The organism is Chitinophaga sp. RCC_12 (genome assembly GCF_041360695.1).
In the GTDB taxonomy this organism is placed as follows: domain Bacteria; phylum Bacteroidota; class Bacteroidia; order Chitinophagales; family Chitinophagaceae; genus Chitinophaga.
In genome coordinates this window covers 937,315-955,280 of sequence record NZ_JBFUPS010000002.1, presented here as the reverse complement: position 1 = coordinate 955,280, position 17,966 = coordinate 937,315, and the positions used below count along the sequence as shown (strand labels likewise).

Annotated in this window: 20 protein-coding genes; 7 read left to right on the top strand and 13 right to left on the bottom strand. The window is 44.8% G+C overall.

Translation table 11 applies throughout. The features are described from left to right. Positions 1-7 precede the first annotated feature (7 nt). Entirely contained in the window at positions 8-1,522 is a 1,515-nt protein-coding gene (lysS, locus tag AB6805_RS09230; protein ID WP_370909139.1) for a lysine--tRNA ligase, read from the bottom strand. Positions 1,523-1,815: 293 nt separating this feature from the next. Here lysS and AB6805_RS09225 point away from each other — a divergent pair, with 293 nt between their 5' ends. Beyond that, complete coding sequence (locus AB6805_RS09225; RefSeq protein WP_370909138.1) at positions 1,816-3,966, top strand: S9 family peptidase; 2,151 nt, start codon at positions 1,816-1,818, stop codon at positions 3,964-3,966. 694 nt (positions 3,967-4,660) lie between these two features. Here AB6805_RS09225 and AB6805_RS09220 read toward each other — a convergent pair. The 4 genes from AB6805_RS09220 to AB6805_RS09205 form a co-directional block, all read right to left on the bottom strand. After that, positions 4,661-4,999, bottom strand: a complete 339-nt coding sequence (locus tag AB6805_RS09220; protein ID WP_370909137.1) for a tRNA-binding protein — start codon at positions 4,997-4,999, stop codon at positions 4,661-4,663. Positions 5,000-5,234: 235 nt separating this feature from the next. Beyond that, positions 5,235-5,786, bottom strand: coding sequence for an LPS export ABC transporter periplasmic protein LptC (lptC, locus tag AB6805_RS09215; protein WP_370909136.1), 552 nt, complete (start codon positions 5,784-5,786; stop codon positions 5,235-5,237). Between the two features lie 248 nt (positions 5,787-6,034). Next, positions 6,035-7,330: a hypothetical protein gene (locus tag AB6805_RS09210; protein WP_370909135.1), complete on the bottom strand. Its 1,296-nt coding sequence runs from the start codon at positions 7,328-7,330 to the stop codon at positions 6,035-6,037. 170 nt (positions 7,331-7,500) lie between these two features. Next, positions 7,501-8,136 carry an LON peptidase substrate-binding domain-containing protein gene (locus AB6805_RS09205; RefSeq protein WP_079471736.1) on the bottom strand — a complete coding sequence of 212 codons (636 nt, stop codon included), beginning with the start codon at positions 8,134-8,136 and terminating at the stop codon, positions 7,501-7,503. Between the two features lie 171 nt (positions 8,137-8,307). On the opposite strand from AB6805_RS09205, the gene AB6805_RS09200 reads away from it, so the two are divergent. Genes AB6805_RS09200 through AB6805_RS09190 form a run of 3 tightly spaced genes read left to right on the top strand, consistent with a single transcriptional unit; the run spans position 8,308 to position 10,976 of the window. Beyond that, on the top strand, positions 8,308-9,354 hold the full coding sequence (locus tag AB6805_RS09200) for a glycosyltransferase family 4 protein (protein WP_370909134.1): 1,047 nt from the start codon (positions 8,308-8,310) through the stop codon (positions 9,352-9,354). Between the two features lie 47 nt (positions 9,355-9,401). Further along, entirely contained in the window at positions 9,402-10,304 is a 903-nt protein-coding gene (meaB, locus tag AB6805_RS09195; protein ID WP_370909133.1) for a methylmalonyl Co-A mutase-associated GTPase MeaB, read from the top strand. Positions 10,305-10,310: 6 nt separating this feature from the next. Continuing rightward, positions 10,311-10,976 (top strand): DNA alkylation repair protein, encoded by a 666-nt coding sequence (locus tag AB6805_RS09190; protein ID WP_370909132.1) that lies wholly within the window; start codon positions 10,311-10,313, stop codon positions 10,974-10,976. 4 nt (positions 10,977-10,980) lie between these two features. On the opposite strand, the gene AB6805_RS09185 is transcribed toward AB6805_RS09190, so the two are convergent. After that, complete coding sequence (locus AB6805_RS09185; protein WP_370909131.1) at positions 10,981-12,246, bottom strand: chloride channel protein; 1,266 nt, start codon at positions 12,244-12,246, stop codon at positions 10,981-10,983. A gap of 186 nt (positions 12,247-12,432) precedes the next feature. Between AB6805_RS09185 and AB6805_RS09180 the strand changes: the two genes are divergently transcribed. The 3 genes from AB6805_RS09180 to AB6805_RS09170 all read left to right on the top strand — a co-directional run bounded on the left by AB6805_RS09180 (position 12,433) and on the right by AB6805_RS09170 (position 14,014). After that, positions 12,433-13,011 carry a protoglobin domain-containing protein gene (locus tag AB6805_RS09180; protein ID WP_370909130.1) on the top strand — a complete coding sequence of 193 codons (579 nt, stop codon included), beginning with the start codon at positions 12,433-12,435 and terminating at the stop codon, positions 13,009-13,011. 34 nt (positions 13,012-13,045) lie between these two features. Then, the gene (locus AB6805_RS09175) at positions 13,046-13,306 is read left to right on the top strand and encodes a DUF2024 family protein (protein WP_370909129.1); all 261 of its coding nucleotides are present in this window, start codon (positions 13,046-13,048) and stop codon (positions 13,304-13,306) included. 99 nt (positions 13,307-13,405) lie between these two features. Further along, complete coding sequence (locus AB6805_RS09170; RefSeq protein ID WP_370909128.1) at positions 13,406-14,014, top strand: MarR family winged helix-turn-helix transcriptional regulator; 609 nt, start codon at positions 13,406-13,408, stop codon at positions 14,012-14,014. Between the two features lie 6 nt (positions 14,015-14,020). On the opposite strand, the gene AB6805_RS09165 is transcribed toward AB6805_RS09170, so the two are convergent. The 7 genes from AB6805_RS09165 to AB6805_RS09135 all read right to left on the bottom strand — a co-directional run bounded on the left by AB6805_RS09165 (position 14,021) and on the right by AB6805_RS09135 (position 17,965). Next, a complete protein-coding gene (locus tag AB6805_RS09165) occupies positions 14,021-14,494 on the bottom strand; it encodes a GNAT family N-acetyltransferase (RefSeq protein WP_370909127.1) in 474 nt (157 codons plus the stop codon). Positions 14,495-14,520: 26 nt separating this feature from the next. Further along, on the bottom strand, positions 14,521-14,736 hold the full coding sequence (locus AB6805_RS09160; protein WP_079471726.1) for a hypothetical protein: 216 nt from the start codon (positions 14,734-14,736) through the stop codon (positions 14,521-14,523). Between the two features lie 62 nt (positions 14,737-14,798). Further along, positions 14,799-15,371 (bottom strand): DUF420 domain-containing protein, encoded by a 573-nt coding sequence (locus AB6805_RS09155; protein ID WP_370909126.1) that lies wholly within the window; start codon positions 15,369-15,371, stop codon positions 14,799-14,801. A 77-nt stretch (positions 15,372-15,448) separates the two neighbouring features. Beyond that, positions 15,449-16,120: an SCO family protein gene (locus AB6805_RS09150; protein WP_370909125.1), complete on the bottom strand. Its 672-nt coding sequence runs from the start codon at positions 16,118-16,120 to the stop codon at positions 15,449-15,451. A gap of 74 nt (positions 16,121-16,194) precedes the next feature. Further along, positions 16,195-16,599 carry a cytochrome C oxidase subunit IV family protein gene (locus AB6805_RS09145; protein ID WP_370909124.1) on the bottom strand — a complete coding sequence of 135 codons (405 nt, stop codon included), beginning with the start codon at positions 16,597-16,599 and terminating at the stop codon, positions 16,195-16,197. An 82-nt stretch (positions 16,600-16,681) separates the two neighbouring features. Continuing rightward, positions 16,682-17,356, bottom strand: a complete 675-nt coding sequence (locus AB6805_RS09140; protein WP_370909123.1) for a cytochrome c oxidase subunit 3 — start codon at positions 17,354-17,356, stop codon at positions 16,682-16,684. A 27-nt stretch (positions 17,357-17,383) separates the two neighbouring features. Further along, positions 17,384-17,965, bottom strand: a complete 582-nt coding sequence (locus AB6805_RS09135) for a heme-copper oxidase subunit III (protein WP_370909122.1) — start codon at positions 17,963-17,965, stop codon at positions 17,384-17,386. Position 17,966: the final 1 nt, after the last annotated feature.

Genomic DNA, 17,966 nt, shown 5'->3' with positions numbered 1-17,966 from the left:
GATGATTTTATTTCTGTTGTTCCGGCTTCATCTGCGGGAAGAAGAGTACATCCTGGATAGATGGCTGGTTAGTCATCAGCATGGTTAAGCGGTCGATACCGATACCAATACCGGAGGTAGGCGGCATCCCGTATTCCAGGGCACGTAAGAAGTCGTAGTCAATATACATGGCCTCGTCGTCCCCGCGTTCCATCAGTTTCACCTGTTCTTCAAAGCGTTCACGCTGATCAATAGGATCATTCAGCTCACTGTAGGCGTTGGCAATTTCCTTACCATTCACCATCAGCTCAAAGCGTTCTACCAAACCGGCTTTGCTGCGATGTTTCTTGGTGAGCGGGCTCATTTCTACCGGGTAATCGGTAATGAAAGTAGGCTGAATATAATTGCCTTCGCATTTTTCACCAAAGATCTCATCTATCAGTTTTGCCTTGCCGAATTTGGCGTCCACGTGGATTCCCAGCTGTTTGCATACATCGCGCAGCTGTGCTTCATCCATATTGGCGATATCAAAACCGGTATGTTCCTGTATCGCTTCATACATAGATACCCGGCGGAATGGCGCTTTAAAATCAATGGTGGTATCGCCTACCTGCACAATAGTGGTACCATGTAAGGTGAGGGCAATTTTTTCCAGCAGTGATTCGGTGGTGCGCATCATCCACTCGTAGTCCTTGTAAGCGGCGTACATTTCCATTACCGTAAATTCCGGGTTGTGGGTACGGTCCATTCCTTCGTTGCGGAAATCTTTTGCAAACTCGTATACGCCTTCAAAACCGCCTACGATGAGGCGTTTCAGGTATAACTCGTTGGCTATACGCAGGTAAAGCGGCATATCCAGCGCATTATGGTGCGTTACAAACGGGCGGGCAGTAGCACCGCCGGGAATCGGCTGCAGGATAGGCGTTTCTACTTCCAGGTAACCCAGGTTATTATAGAAGTCGCGGATCGTTTGCATCATCCGGGTACGCTTGATGAACACCTCTTTTACTTCGGGATTGATCACCAGGTCCACGTAACGCTGACGGTATTTGAATTCCGGATCGGTTACTTCATCAAAAACTTCCCCTTCTTTCTCTTTCACAATGGGCAATGGACGCAACGATTTGCTCAGCATGGTGATTTCTGTGGCATGAATAGAGGTTTCACCGGTTTTGGTAATAAATACATACCCTTTCACCCCGATAAAATCGCCGATGTCCAGCAGTTTCTTCATTACAACATCGTAACCGCTTTTGTCTTCACCAGGGCAGATATCATCCCGGCGAACATATATCTGGATACGGCCTACGCTATCCTGGATCTGGACAAATGAGGCCTTACCCATGTCGCGCTTGTTCATGACGCGGCCTGCCAGGCATACCGCCTGGAATTGTTCCTTTGTTTCTTCCGAATAATTGGCTTTTATATTTACGGAAGTATCATTAACCGGGTACTCAGCTGCAGGGTAGGGGTCTATACCTAAGTTATGCAGCTCCTGTAATTTTTCCCGGCGTATAATCTCTTGCTCAGATAATTGTGTCATGTAGTAATTTAATTGCACTAATGGAGTGCAAAAATAGTAAAAAGGGCTGTAAGACTACAGCCCTCTTATTTTTTGACCATATCCTATGAAAACCAGACTAAAGATAACCGCTTCCACTGCCATTTACAGCCCTATTTAACCAGCGCGGGGAAATCTTTCATATCTGGTGGTATTTGACTTGTCCCCGGCTTGCACGCGCCGCCCGTTTGTGTAAATTGTGACCGCTATTTTTTAGTTATGCTTATTTTCGTCCGCTAACGACAACAAAACAACCACCTGATATCTTACAAATGATGAGAAGCGAACAATGGTTAAAACCAGCCACTATCGGCAGTATAGGCTTACTGCTGCTGACTGCCCCCTGTTTAAAGGCCCAGCAAAAGCAGGACCTCACCTATGAACAGGCTTTTAAAGGCAAAGCTACCCATATCACCAAACCATTACCAGCCATCCGCGACTGGGCAGACGGAGAACATTACCTGGAAATGCGCCCGGATGAGGCAAATGGCCGCATGCAGGCATGGTCTGTAGATGCCCGCACCGGCAAAGCCACCATTTATACGGCGCCGGTAGACGGTCCCAGTGTAGAAGTACGTGAAAAAGATGTGTTCTATAAAGCCGCCGATGGCAACACGGTACGTTTGACCAACGACGACGCAGAGGAAAAGAATCCAACCCTGTCGCCGGATGGAAAATACGTGGCATTTACCCGCAACAACGACCTTTACAGCGTGGAAGTAGCCACCAAAAAGGAAACCCGCTATACTACCGATGGTTCTGATGTAATATATAATGGATGGGCATCCTGGGTATATTATGAAGAAATCCTGGGCCGGCCTACCCATTACCGCGCTTTCTGGTGGAGTCCTAACAGCCGGCAGATCGCCTACATGCACTTTAACGACACCAAAGTGCCGGTATTCCCTATCTACAGCGAAAAAGGACAGCACGGATACCTGGAAAACACGCGTTATCCCAAAGCCGGCGACCCCAACCCCGCTGTGAAAGTAGGCGTGGTGCCCGTTACCGGCGGTCCCACCGTTTGGGCCGATTTTAATGAAAACGACGATCAGTACTTTGGTATGCCTTTCTGGACCGACGATAGCCGGCAGCTGTGGATGCAATGGATGAACCGCGGACAGGACAACCTCAAAATATACAGCATCAACCCGCAAAGCGGCGCCAAAAAGGAAATCTATGATGAAAAGCAGAAAACCTGGATCGATTGGTTCGATGCCGTTCCTTTTGTGCAAAATAACCAGGGATTTCTGCTGCAAAGCGATAAAACCGGCTGGTCACACCTCTACCTCCATAATATGGACGGCTCCCTGAAAAAGCAACTGACTTCCGGCAACTGGACCGTGAAGGAAGTACTTCAGATAGATGATAAGAATCAACTGGTATACTTCACCGCCCGCAAAGAAGCCTCCACCCGCTTCGATCTGTATAAAGTGAGCATGAAAACCGGCGCGCTTACCCGTTTAACCAACGGTAACTATAATAATGTAATCAAACTGGCGCCGGGAGGTAAATACTTTATTACTACTTATTCCAACCTGCAAACGCCTTCAAAAATGGCACTGCTGGACAACAATGGCAAGCTGGTGCGGGAATTAGGCGATAGTAAAGGAGAAAACTTTGACGATTTCAACCTGGCCAAAACAGCATTGAAAACATACAAAACCCGCGATGGACTGGTACTTCCTCTTACCATCACCATGCCCCTGCATATGGAACCAGGTAAAAAATACCCGGTCCTGATCAGTATTTACGGCGGCCCTAATGCCGGTACCGTATATGATACCTGGAAATATGGTAATGTGCAGCAATGGTGGGCGCAGGAAGGCGTGATCCAGGTAGCCATCGACAACCGCAGCAGCGGACAGCTCGGCAAAATGGGCATGAACTATATTCACCGCCAACTGGGTAAACACGAAATCGAGGATTATATGGACGCCGCTACCTGGCTTCGTTCCCAACCCTGGGCCGACACCGGCAAAATATGCATGACCGGTGGCAGCTTTGGCGGTTATATGACCTGTATGGCCCTCACCTATGGCGCCGATGTATTTAACTATGGTATGGCTAACTACGCAGTAACTGACTGGCAATTGTACGACAGCCACTATACAGAACGCTATATGGACTCGCCCGCAGAGAATCCCGAAGGCTATAAGGCTACCTCAGTAATGACCTATGCCGATAAGTATAAAGGGCTGATCCGTATTGTACATGGTACAATGGACGACAATGTGCATATGCAGAACTGTATCCAGCTGATCGATAAACTGGAAAACCTCAATAAACACTTCGAATTTATGCTGTATCCGGGTGAACGTCACGGATGGGGTGGTTTGAAAAGCGTTCATTCTTCCAGTGAGTCTTACCGCTTTATTTATAATAACCTCCTGGATAAACCTTATCCGGCACTATTCACTAAATAGGCACACCGCTACAAACCGCTACGGCTTAACACACAGATATACGCTTGTATCTGTTTGTTAAGCCGTAATGTTGTTTATCTGTTTGGAAAATAACCGGAGAAAGAGAAAGGCAGAGGGAAAAATAGGACTTCAGAAAAAAGAAACAGGGCTGCAAGACTACAGCCCCGAAAAATTTTAACCATATCTTTATTGAAAAACCTATACCAAAGGTGGCCGATTTTTATCACACTGCGATGGCCATTCTAGTGAATGATATATTTTATCCGGTAAACGTATCAAAAGTGAAGGTGAACGTATAAGGGCAAAAAACACTTCATGATAAGCTGGTATGTGAGTATGGGCATACAATAAATTGATTATCAGCCTAAGAAGGTGTTTAAACAGTTATTTTGCCATTTTCCAGCTTTAGGACTGAAAAAAGCAAAAAAAAGGGCTGGTAAGAATACCGCCCTTGTAATAATTTTAACCATATCCTATGAAAAACCTAGAACAAAGATATACCGCCGATTTTAGGAATAGGTTTCATTTCCGTGAACGATGTATTATTGTTCGTAAACTGATGATAATGGATAATGTGTTATTATATTATTTTAATAATAATATTATTAAAATTCAGAATTATATGATTTAAATATCTATAATAGATTGACAATTAGAAAATAAAGAAGTTTACACGGTTTATTATTAAATCTATTTAGGCTATCCGTTGCCCGTTAAGCACTTTCCTGTCCGGCTGAAGTAATACAATTTCCTTGTTATCGCCTACAGCGCCCAAAACCAGGCATTCCGACATAAAGTTTGCGATTTGCTTTGGCGGAAAGTTCACCACCGCCACAACTTGCTTTCCGATCAGGTCCTCTTTCCGGTAGAGATGGGTAATCTGGGCAGAGGATTTCCTGATTCCTGTTTCCGGGCCAAAATCTATCACTAACTGATAGGAAGGATTACGGGCTTTAGGAAAATCGTTTGCCTCCAGGATAGTGCCCACTCTCATTTCTACTTTTTCAAAATCGGGCCAGCTGATAGTTTCCATGCGCTAATTTTTTCGCCTAATATAGCCATCCCGGCTGAAGTTTAAAACAGCTGCCAGCGGCGCTTATAAATTATCTTCAAATGTTATGAATGGTAACAAACAATGTGGGAAACATGGCAAACTGGCATAATTATTGACTTTTTATCCCAAATTTTAGGTTAAAAAATAGGTTAAAGCGAAAGAACCCCACCTGCATAGGTGGGGTTCTTTCGTATATAGCTTTACGTTAGGTAGATCAGTTGAGGGCGGCAGTACTGTCCTGTACTGTAATAGGACCGCTCACCTTTAGTATTTTCTTTACACTGAAATCCTGGTTGGCTTCCAGTCCCCACCCATGCAGCGAGTCGGTAGGCGTTTTGATAAACACTTCTTTAGTAGAGTAGAAGATCTTTCTTTTAGGATCCCAGTTCAGTTCTTTCGTATCCAGGCGCTCGCCCTTCTTATTAATTACAATCACGCTATCCGACAGGAACACATCTCCATCATCTTCCATAAATTTTCCTTTCTTAGCCGACAATGTGCTTTCCAGCCCCAGGCTGTCGTTATACATAAATACTTTCAGCCCGTTATTAAAGGCCACATAGGTTGGCTTATCCAAACCACGCTCCATAGTGGGTCCCGTTAATTTTGCATTCACCTTTCCACCCTGGCTGAATATGATCACAATATCCTGCCCGTTTTCGGTGGCTGCCTTTTTGGAATCCAGTTCCATCACCGCATCAATATCATTTTCGCAGCTACTAACGGCAATGGCTATAATAAAAAATAAGATGGCTCTTTTAATCATTTGAATGAATAATACCTCAAAGATAGGAATTCGCTTTCAGCTTAATGCAGCGGAGATATAAGCGCATTTTGTCTTTCTCAGGATTACGCTGATTTTATTAATTTTAAGGATTTGATCACTTTGTATTTTAAATGATTTGGGGAGATATGAGCGGGTATATTCGCTTATATCTCCCCAAATCTTAAAAAATAAAATCAGTATAATCAGCGTAATCCTGAGAAAGACAAAATACGCGCTGTGCAAAAAAGTTATTCGTATTTACGCTTGATAAACCACTTATCACTCAGGGTAAAGCCCAGCGATATACGGTAAATATTTTCTTTCAGGATGGTTTCGTTGTTACCGCGGTGAGCCACTTCAAATGCCAGGTTGATCATACTGTACTGGTTGGAATAAGGCATGCGGCGCACGGGTAAACCAGCGCCCACCGTGAAGCCCATTGTAGGCATATTTACGCCTTCCAGCTGCAGGTAATCTTTCCCATAGTAACCACCCAGGCGATACGCTACCCTGTTCCAGTAACCGCTCAGTGCAGTTGCATTGGGTACAAACTGTCCGCCGATAGCAAGCTTCCAGGAATTCTGCAGGGAATCTTTATTACCAAAGTTTTTATAATTCTCCCACTGGCTTGAATTAAAGTCTACCCCAACCATCCATTTATCAAATTTGCGGAGCATGATACCTGCGCCAAACTCTTGCGGAAACACCACAGTTCCCCTGTCGCCTTTCGCATAGTGAACGGTATCCTGTGTAACATAGTTATTGGAAGATGCGTCGAACTGCACAGTTTCATTAAGTATTTCCTGGCGGGCATTCATATTTTGCTTCAAACTTCCGGAGGCGCCAAACGTCAGGTCCATATCCGTTTTCAGCTTGGCCCTGTACTGTACGCCCAATTTATAAAAGAAGCTATTGTAGGAAGTACGGAACATGCGGTGGGAAGCATACATGGCAGGATCAGGGAAGGTAAGGCGGGTATTGTTCTCGATATTACCGAAAAGATAACCCAGGTTTACACCCACGCTGAAATGACCAAAACGCACGCCTGTACCGGCATATAACTGGTAAAGACCGCCACTTCCTTCATATTTGCTGGTGAGCGGAATCCTCAGCGTATCAAAGAAGGTACCGGTACCTGATTCCTGGATGTTATAGGAAACCCTGGTTACCGGGCGAAGTCCCAGATTTAATCCCCATTTGTTGGTAATCAACGGAATACCCAACTGCAGGTAAGAGAGTGTACCGAATCCGGAACTAAATTTTGCCCCCTGGTCTGTGATAGAGCGGGCGCCGCCTTCCACTCCTACATCAAAGGTAGTAAGCAGCAGGCTGGAGTAGCTGGCCGGATTAATAAAGTTGACTGATTGCGGATCACTATAAGCCTGAGAAACGCCTCCCATTCCACGGTTTACCGTGTTCTGGTTATTATGCAGATCTCCTAATCCGTAGCGGGAATATGGTGAATTGTCCTGTGCGATAGCCTTATTTGCCAATAGAAAAAAACTTCCAAGCAGGCAAAGAATACTGACTTTTGTCCAATGCATTTAGTATCAGAATTGAGTTTAAGCCCTTATTCCAGAGAAAATATGGGTCTGCAAATATCTACTTTTTAAGGCGGGAAGCAAAAAAATCCAAAAAACCACCTGTTAAATGCACGTTAAAGTTGCGGTCAGGATGCCCGGAAAAGCAAGTCAGGCGGGCATCTTCATAAAAATTATAAATTATCGGCAGATAAGTTCCTGAAGTGACCGTTCAATAAAACACGCTCTTTCAGCCTTTCCATCTCCGCCATCATGGGAATTACCTTGTGCAAATGCCGCTTCAGGTACTCCAGCCGCTGTGCTTCGTAGAAAAGATGAAGCATTTCATATTCCTCATCAAGCGACAGCCCCGCATGGTGCGCCAGGTCGTATGAACTGAGCTGGCTGTCTTCTTTCTTAAACGATTTATGGATCTGGAGGATAGCATGCAATTCCCGGACGCCATGCAATACTTCCTGCAGCAACCGGTTATTGCCGGCTTCATTATTCTCCGGGTAGTTTACAATGGCCCCGGCATACAATTTCTCCGGAATTTCCGAAACATGCTCCAAAATGCGAAAAACACTGTCTCCAACGGTAATTATGTCCATTTCCCCACTCTCATATATTTTTTCTACCTTTTTTATTTGGACGAGTGTTCCATATTCCATAATTTTTTTATTTATTACAACTGGAATACCAAACGGCTTTTGCTCGGCCAAACAGGCTGCAATTAATTGCTTGTACCGGGGCTCAAAAACATGCAGATTCAACTGCTCTCCCGGATACACTACAATTCCAAGCGGAAATATGGAGATAAAATTCGTCATCTGTATTAATTATTCGCCATCGGACTGACGACCAATATACGCCAGGCTGATAAATTTATCTGGAAAAGGCCGAAAGATAATTATCTCTTTTTCGTAAAAAGTTGTAATATCTTCGCTTAAGCATTTAGTTATATATAAATATATACCTGACAATTATTCAAACTGATTAACATGCCAAGATTTGTGATAGACTGTGAAAGAATGAAATATCCGAACAACGGTCTATATACTTATTGCAGCGAACTTGGCCAAACTCTGATGCAGCTGATCTCTCCTCCCGAGGAGTTGTACTTCTATCTGCCCTCCTATAAAGAAACACTTTTTTCAAATCAGGCACACTACAAACAAAAAGCATGGCATAAACTCTGGATGCCCTATTCAAAAGATATTCAGCTCTGGCATACCACCTACCAGTTATCCGACTACATTCCTTCATCACCCGACATAAAACGTGTATTAACTATACATGATCTCAATTTCTTATACAAGCCTAACTATAAACACAAAATATCGGGCCAGCTGGCCAAAGTGCAGCGGATGATCAATAAAGCTGATCATCTTATTACTATTTCAAATTATGTAAAGGAAGATGTTTTACAACATCTTGAAATAGGAGATACCCCATTGAGCGTTATCTATAACGGTTGCGATGTAAAATCATTCCCCTCCTTTAACGCCCCGCTTTACCGCCCCTCCCGGCCGTTTCTTTTCACCATTGGCACCATCTTACCCAAGAAGAACTTTCATGTCATTCCGCGACTGCTGAAGGACACTGATTATGAATTGATTATAGCAGGAAACGCAAATACCACCTATCAAAAACAGATCCTGCAGGAAGCAGCCGCCTACGGTGTGCTGGACCGGGTTAAAATTATCGGTCCCATTGATGAGAAAAGCAAATACTGGTATTTCAGCAACTGCGCTGCCTTTGTATTCCCGTCTATTGCAGAAGGCTTTGGCATTCCTGTAATAGAGGCTATGCATTATGGCAAACCGGTATTCCTTTCGGATAAAACCAGCCTGCCCGAAATCGGCGGCAACCTCGCCTACTACTTCGAAAATTTTGACCCTGCCTACATGCGGGATGTTTTCAATAAAGGAATGGCCCATTACGAAGCTACCCAGCCAATGGCTGCTCTTAAAAAGCATGCGGACAGCTTCAGATGGGAGGAGATAGGAGGACAATATCTTGATATTTACCGGTCGTTGATCGCGTAAACAGGGATACCGCTTATTTTTGTTCTTTAAATTCTGTAAACAATAAAATGTACCAGCAGCATATACCCGGACTCTTAAACGGAAATATCAAATCACTGGCCCGTTGCATTTCCCTTGTTGAAAACGAAGCAACAGGATATGAACAGCTGCTGGAACAAATCCCTGTGACCAACCACACCAAAGTAGTGGGTATCACAGGCCCTCCCGGTGCAGGTAAAAGCACGCTGGTAAATGCACTCATTACTCAATTACTGGAACAGGATAAAAGCGTTGCTATCATAGCGGTAGATCCTTCTTCACCCTTCAATTTCGGCGCCCTGCTCGGCGACCGGATCAGGATGAGCCAACACTTCAACCATCCAAAGGTATTTATCCGCTCCATGGCCACCAGGGGCGCCCTCGGCGGATTAAGCCCTAAAATTATAGAGGTGAGTGATCTTATTAAAGCAGCTGCATTCGACTATCTCTTTATAGAAACAGTAGGTGTAGGTCAAAGTGAAGTGGAAATAGCCGGTATAGCAGATACAACTGTTGTAGTAGTAGTTCCGGAAGCCGGCGATGAAATCCAGACCATGAAAGCAGGGTTAATGGAGATCGCAGACATCTTTATTGTGAACAAAGCTGACCGCGACAATGCAGATGCTTTTGTGAAAAATCTCCGGCTGCTCGCACATAGTAAACATCATGGCGACTGGGAAATTCCGGTGATCAAATCCGTAGCCACCCAACAGTCAGGCATACACGAAATTATACAGGCCATCGAAAAACATCACACTATCATCTCCCATCAACAACAAAAACATATCCTGCTGCTGGCGGAAAAAGCCTGGCAACTGATACAGCACAGGCGCATGAAAGATATCTCCAAACAAACCCTCCAACAGGAAATACAGGAACTAACCCGGCAAAAAGCGTTTAACCTTTACCGTTATATCAGCACTAAAAGCTAAGCATACATGCGCTACCTCCCCCTGATCACGGATGCATACCTGGTGGCCGCTAATCCGGACAACGCGGTTGCTATGAAAGCGTATATGCGCAACCAGTTTGAATACCTGGGTATAACTGCGCCGGAGCGCCGTCTTATCAACAAAGGATTGAAAGCAACATATGGATTACCCGCCATTGGTGATATGCCGGTGCTGATAAAAGCATTGTGGAAAAAACCGGAACGTGAATACCAATACGCTGCCATAGATTTTATGCAAATGTTAAACAAGGAATGGCGCGCAGAAGATATCCATCTCTTTGAATACATGATAGTTCATAAATCGTGGTGGGATAGCGTTGATGCCATCGTATCGTGCCTCGCCGGTCCGTGGCTGAAAAAATTCGGGGAAGAATGGCCCGCCATTACCAATCGATGGATCAATAGTGAAAATATGTGGTTGCAGCGTGCGGCGATTATACACCAGAACGCATACAAGCAACATACCAATGAACAGCTGTTGTACCGCTATGTAAAACAATGCGCCGGTTCTAAAGAGTTTTTTATCCAGAAAGCCATTGGCTGGGCCCTGCGGGAGTATGCTAAAACAAACCCCGACAGTGTGCGAAAATTCGCAGACAGTCACACGCTGGCGCCACTCAGCAGGCGGGAAGCACTCCGCAGAATTGATTAAATGATTATGCCCTGGTTATGTCCTGTCGTTTTTTACGTTTGAAGACAGCAATACCATAAGCCAGGATACAGGCAAGTATGGCAGGAAGCGCCGCGTTGACATCATGTGTCATTTCCAGCAGTAATATAATAGCTGTTAACACCGCCCGGGAAGTACCCGCCAGCATGGCGCCCATCCCCACCAGCACTACAATCCCCGCATTAATCATTAAAGACGGAAAAGCCATTTGCAGGGGCGCTCCAATCAACAAGCCCAATGCGCCCCCTATGATCAGCAATGGAATAATACCGCCACCTGTTTTGTTGGCGCCGGAGAAGAAAATCCAGGCGATCCATTTCATAAAGGCCAGTGTAAAAAGAATCGCCAGCGTTACGTGCGCCTCCAGCAGGTCACGCACATAACCTTCGCCGGTGCCCAGTATCCGCGGGAAAATATATCCAATAATACCCGTAAGCAATGCCGCCAATAACAAATACCAGGCGTTGTAGTTAGTTAGTATACCGAACCATTTACCAATAAGATGGTACAATGCTGTACTTAATCTTGCCCACAATCCCACTATTAAAGCTACTATCATATAGCCTATCATGGCCTTTGCACTCATAGCCGGCAGGGCTGTAAAGCTTAATACAGGAGTGGTGCCACGATACAGGTAGCTTCCTGCGGCAGCAGTGGCTGCAGCGGCTGCAACCGGTAATATACTGGCAAGCGTCCATTCTGCCAGAAATACTTCCAATGCCAGGAGTACAGCCGCCACCGGCGCTCCAAAGAGGCTGCCTAAAGTACTGCACATGCCTGCTGTAAAAAGCAGTCTGCACTCGTCACTGGTGCAACCAAATAATTTACCAATCCAGGCGCCTAAGCCCCCGTTAAATAACATGGCGGCATTTTCTATCCCCAACGGATTACCGGCGCCGATGGCAACGGTCAGTCCCAATGCACGGAGCAGGGACGAAGTATACCGGGCTATGGCAACAAGGAACAGGGCGCCCACTACCGGAATACCAATGATCCACCATTCCCGTTCTGTATTTTCGATACCCCTGTATGCAGTATCTATTTCCCCGTAGTAAACCAGTGAAGCAATCGCATGGATTATAACGTTAATGCCCCATGCTGCAACAGCACCTCCCGCTGCCGCCACTATGGCTGCAACAGAAAGATACAACGTGCGCGATGCCTTTTTACCGGGTACATCTGCAGGTTCATATGCTGCTGCCGGTACAACCGGTAATCCGTTTTTTGTTATTGCGTATAGCTTATTAATCATGAAAGGGGTATTATCAACCAGATTATCAAAGCTATATAGTTCATTGTAGAATCACAAATAATCTTTTATTAATGTATTTAATAGCTAACGTATAGGAGTATACGTCATTATATTTATTGTTTTAGTTAGGCAACCTTATTATATTTGTAATAACCAATCCGTGACGGAAACCAAAATTCAACATGTATGAATGACGCTATGCACCAAGGCACAGCTGGCGCTGATAACCCCCAACCCTCACTGGATGCACAAACCCTGGTCAGATTAAAAAGGATGTTGTTGTTCACCCATGAGGACGAGCAATACCTGATGATGGCAGGAAACATCCTCGCTGCACATACAGAAGACATTCTGAATAACTGGTATGATACCATACTAAAGAATAATTATCTCGCCACTTATTTTACCAGGAACGGTGCTCCCGACATGGGATACCTGCAATCGCTCCGTCCGCATTTCCGTAAATGGATCACTGATTTATGTAACCGCCAGGAAGGCAATCCGTGGTGGCAGTTTGAAGAACGGATTGCTGCACAGCTGCAGTTCAGGCCTTCGGCGGAGCATGACATGGACCCATTGCCCATGGTATACTTACGCTACCTGTCTTCTTTTATATACCCCGTTTCCGAAGCAGGCCGGCCTTATTTAAGTAAACACGGGCACCCGGCTGCTGAAGTAGAACGCATGCAACAGGCCTGGTTCAAAGCAATAAGTTTTAGTGTATTGTTATGGGTATACCCTCAACCCCGACAACTCCCTTTTTAGTGTAACCATTTACGTTAGCATCAAAAGTATTCCTATGGAAGTTGCTGTATTCGACACTTATGTTAAGAAAAAGGATGGAAGATATCTTCATTTCGATATCATCGTTACAAAGGAAACCTCCTTTGATGAAGTACTGAATTATGGCAATACCTATCTCCAAACCAAAAAAGGAGAGGGGTTAATTGTTTCCCGGAAAGACTGCCGCTTTTGTCATATCACTGAAATTATACCACGCTGGGAAACCCAGATCCGGCAAAAAGGCTATTATATCCATGAATTGGAGGGTTGTCACTGAAAAAAGCCGGATTCCCGCAGGAATGTCACTAATATGCTATTTCACGCCATATATTTATATTGTACCTTGCCACACTAACTATAAGGACAGCAAGAATATATGGGGAAAGTTTCCACATTCAGCCCTGCACAGCAGGCAGAAGACACACCTAGTAAAGTAGTGGCCTCCCTGGAGCGATTATCAGAAGCCTTCCGCGTATTATTATGGCAGGAAGCAACTCAGTATGGACTTAGTCCAATACAAATCCAGGTACTTACCTTTTTACTGCACTACCCGGAGGAAAAACGTACTGTAACCACTTTGGCATCGTACTTTAACATGACCAAAGCCACCATCAGCGATGCCGTAAAATCATTGGAACAGAAGAACTACCTGACTCGTAAGGCAAGCCCCACAGACACCCGGAGCCACACTTTACACCTGGTAAAGGAAGGAAAAGCGGTTGCCCGAAAAGTAGAGCAATTTGCGGATCCACTGCACGCAACGGTAGCACAGCTGCCATTGAAAGACCAGGCCGGACTGCTGGAGCAGCTCATGCAGCTGATTTACCAGCTGAACCAACAGGAAATTATTTCTACTCAGCCTATGTGCTTTAATTGTGAGCATCTCAACGAAAAGAAGGGTTACCACTGCAACAAACTGAAGATCTCTTTAAACAATGGTGGCTTAAGGATGGAATGTCCCGTTTTCAAACTCCGCGAAGAGTAGCCGTTATTATTGAACACGGGGCAGCTGGCAGGTCATTTCATTGTCTCCCGCCACAAAGCCGAACTGCTCATATAATAAACGTCCTTCTTTACTGGTATGCAGGCTCACCTTCCCGGTATTGCGTGCTTTAGCCTCATCGAGGATCTTTTGCAGCAGCGCTTTTGCGATACCTTTCCGCCGGAAGGCAGGAAGCGTGTATACGTTCAGAATATAGGCCACTTTGCCTTCAAGGTTGTGGTACAGCGGCGGCTGGTTATAAAAAACTATGCCCGCGCTGGCCACCACCTTGCCTTCTGCATCGGCAAACCAGTTTACAAAATTGTTTTTAGAGAGATGTTCTGTTAAGTAGACCCTTAGCTGATCCTTCAACACGGCATCCTGGGAGTTATCAGACTTAGGGTAAATTTCTTTCAGAAACTGCAGCCGCAAATGCACTAACTGCGGGATATCCGTGATATCCGCCTTTCTGTAGGTAATCATAGTTATTTTGGGTTATACGAAAATTGTCAGGCTTCTTTATTACTTCTCCACCACCGGAATGCCAGAAAACCTATGATAGCCAGGGGCGTTAAGGCCAGCATCAGAATACCATTGTTCAAACCTTTCGCCGGGCCTTCGCCCAGCTGCTGAGCCGTTTTAGTACACAGGGAACATTGCGCCATTACTGATCCGCTCATCACCGTCAAAAACACTGTCAGTAAAAACAAACCTGTCTTCTTCATAGTATTGTTGTTTGATCTCACAAAATTAGGCTATCTGTCTTAAAAAAATCTCCTTAATTCTATCAGTGGTAATAGGGAGAAATCATAATATAAACAATCACACCCGTTACCGCCACATAAAACCAGATAGGCCACGTAATACGGGCAATTTTGCGGTGACGCGGAATATCATTCTGGAAGCCGCGCAGCAGGGTGAAAAGCACCAACGGCACAATAATAGCCGCCAGTACGATATGTGTCAGCAACAGGAAATAGTAAATATAACGGATGCCGCCCAGCATGGCTTTTTCACCGGCATCCACAATACCGTTGTGATCCAGGTCGCCGAACCGGGTTTCTGTAGCCAACGCATGATAAGTAACATACGACAGCAGGAATACGGCCGACAAACCCACTGCAATTAAATTGGTAATCTTATGGGCTTTTACATGCCCGTTCTTTATAAAATATAAAGTGGCCAATAGTAAAACGGCGGTGCTGGTATTGAGAATAGCGTGGAACAGCGGCAGTATCCTGATATCAAAACCAGGATGCATTTCCGGCTTGGGCAACACAAACAATAACGCCACCAGTGCGGGTATAACTATCGACACGATGGTGATAGGCGTATTGAGATTTCTGTTCTTAAATTCCATATCCACTAAAATGTAAAAGGTGAATAAAGAAAGGTGAACAACCTTTCCTTATTCACCTTTCCTTGATAATTATTTTATTACTTCTCTCCGGAGAACAATTTTTTGAGGAAGGCTCCAAAACCCGGTCGGTGTCTTTCTTTTGCCAGATGCAATATGGCGATATCGCCTGCGCATCTTTTTACATCATTGGAATCAAGACCGTTATAATATCCCCGGATATTCCTGTTTTTGTCGATTAATACCAGCTTCTCGGTATGTATAAAGTCGTCCGGACCACCGTCTCCTTGTGTTACAGAAACAAAAAAGTCGTTTCTGGCGAGGTCGTAGATTTCTTTTTTACTACCTGTGAGCAGCCACCAGTTATCGGGATTTATCTGGTATTCGTATGCGTACTTACGCAGCTTATCTACCGTATCCCTTTCCGGGTCTACTGAAAAGGAGAGGATCTGCAGCAAAGAGTCATTCTTTACATAAGCGCTCTGTACCTTTTTCAGGTTCTTTGTTAAAGTAGGACAGATACTTGGGCAGGAGGTGAAAAAGAAATCAACCAGTAACACTTTTCCTTCCATATCTTTCAAACTCACCTGTTCTCCAAGTTGGTTGGTAAGTTTAAAATCCCTGATCTTATGAAAAACGGTATCGTATGAAACTTTACCATCTTCAGAAATCGTATCTACTCTTTCCGGGATGAAGTATCCGGGTACAGGTACCACATTTTTTCCGTAGTGATCTACAATGAGATAACCCAAAAGCGGCACCAATATAGCCAACGACACTCCTAATAAAGCCCTGCGAGAGATGATCCTGATAGTTTATGATGAAATTAATAATGATGTCCTTCTTTTGCAGGAGCCTTTGGTGCTTCCACCGGCGTACCTGGTTTCAGGTCTTTCCGCATGTTTTTCCAGGAATCCCCTTCATACAGGAATGCAACGATAAACCATACAAATAACAGTAACGGAATCAATATGGTAAGGATCAGGTTCTTGATTTCGTGACCCAGGTGCATGAATTCAGCAACTATATAGAAAGCTTTCACCACGGTGAGACCAACGAAGATGGCATTCAGGAATACCCTGCTCGGGAAACCAGTTTCCAGATGTAAAAAGGCCAGACCTACTTCCACCATTGTGATACACAACAGGATCCAGAACGTTCTCCAGATTGTTTTGGTAGATGAATCGGCATGTGCAGCTTCATGCCCAGCCTCAGTATGTGTATGCTCCATTATTATTTAAATTAAATAAATTCTAAAAATCAGATTCCAAATAATCAACAACAAACCTTGTACTATTCTGCTTGTCTCCGGCTCAGAGCAGGTAGAAGCAGGTGAATACGAATACCCAAACCAGGTCTACAAAGTGCCAGTACAAACCTACTTTTTCCACCATTTCGTAGTGACCTCTGTGCTCATAAGTACCTTTCAGTACGTTGGCAAGGATTACGATATTCAGGATCACACCGGAAGTTACGTGTAAACCGTGGAAACCGGTAATAGTAAAGAAGAAGTTGGTAAAGTTGGTAGATGCCAGTGTTCCGTCAACGTTCATGAAAGGATTACGACCCCACCATGCACCTTCGTGGTACAGATGCGTCCATTCCCATGCCTGACAGCTCAGGAACGCGATACCACCAATGATGGTCCAGATCATCCATTTGGCCACTGCTTTTTTATCTCTCATGTGACCGGCGTGTACTGCCAGTACCATGGTTACAGAACTCATGATGAGAATGAAGGTCATCAAACTCACAAATACCAACGGTAAGTTGGCATGGCCCATGCCAGGGAAGGAGCGGAACACTTCATTCGGATCAGGCCAGGATGGGCTGGAAAACCGGATGGTACCATATGAAATCAACAATGCGCCGAATGTGAACGCATCTGACATCAGGAAGTACCACATCATCAACTTACCATAGCTCACATTAAAGGGAGAATATCCTCCGGCCCACCATTTTTTCTTCGCTGTAACTGCTGTATCCATTGTTTGTTTTATAAAATTTTACAAAGTTTATCTGGCGATACTTAAAAAAATTAACAGGTAAATCCACAGTACATCCACGAAATGCCAGTATGTTGCGGCTACTTCAATGGGCACTGCGCTGTAGGTCCGTACACGGGTTCTGTAAGCCCTGCCAAACATAATAAGCAGTGCTACTACACCACCCAGCACGTGCAGCATGTGCACTCCTACGATAACATAAATAAAAGAAGCGGAAACAGGCCCGTTGAGGGGCAGTCCTACCGACTTCAATTGCGAAAATCCTATCCACTGGCAGGCCGCAAACACCACACCCAAAAATGCTGTGAGGGTGATCAGTTGTTTGTAACGCTGCATATTCCTTTCCCTGAACTGCTTTAAAGCCAGGTGTATTGTTACGCTGCTGGTTAAAATTACGGCAGTGGATATCCAGAAAATATGCGGCAGTTCAAATGCCAGCCAGTTTGCCTGGGATCTTTTAACAATATAAGCACTGGTAAACCCTATGAACATCATGGTAATACTACCCATGGCAATCCATAAGGAATATTTATGCGGATGTATTTTCTTACGTTGTTCTAATGTCATAGTATCCATCACTCCTCTTTTCATT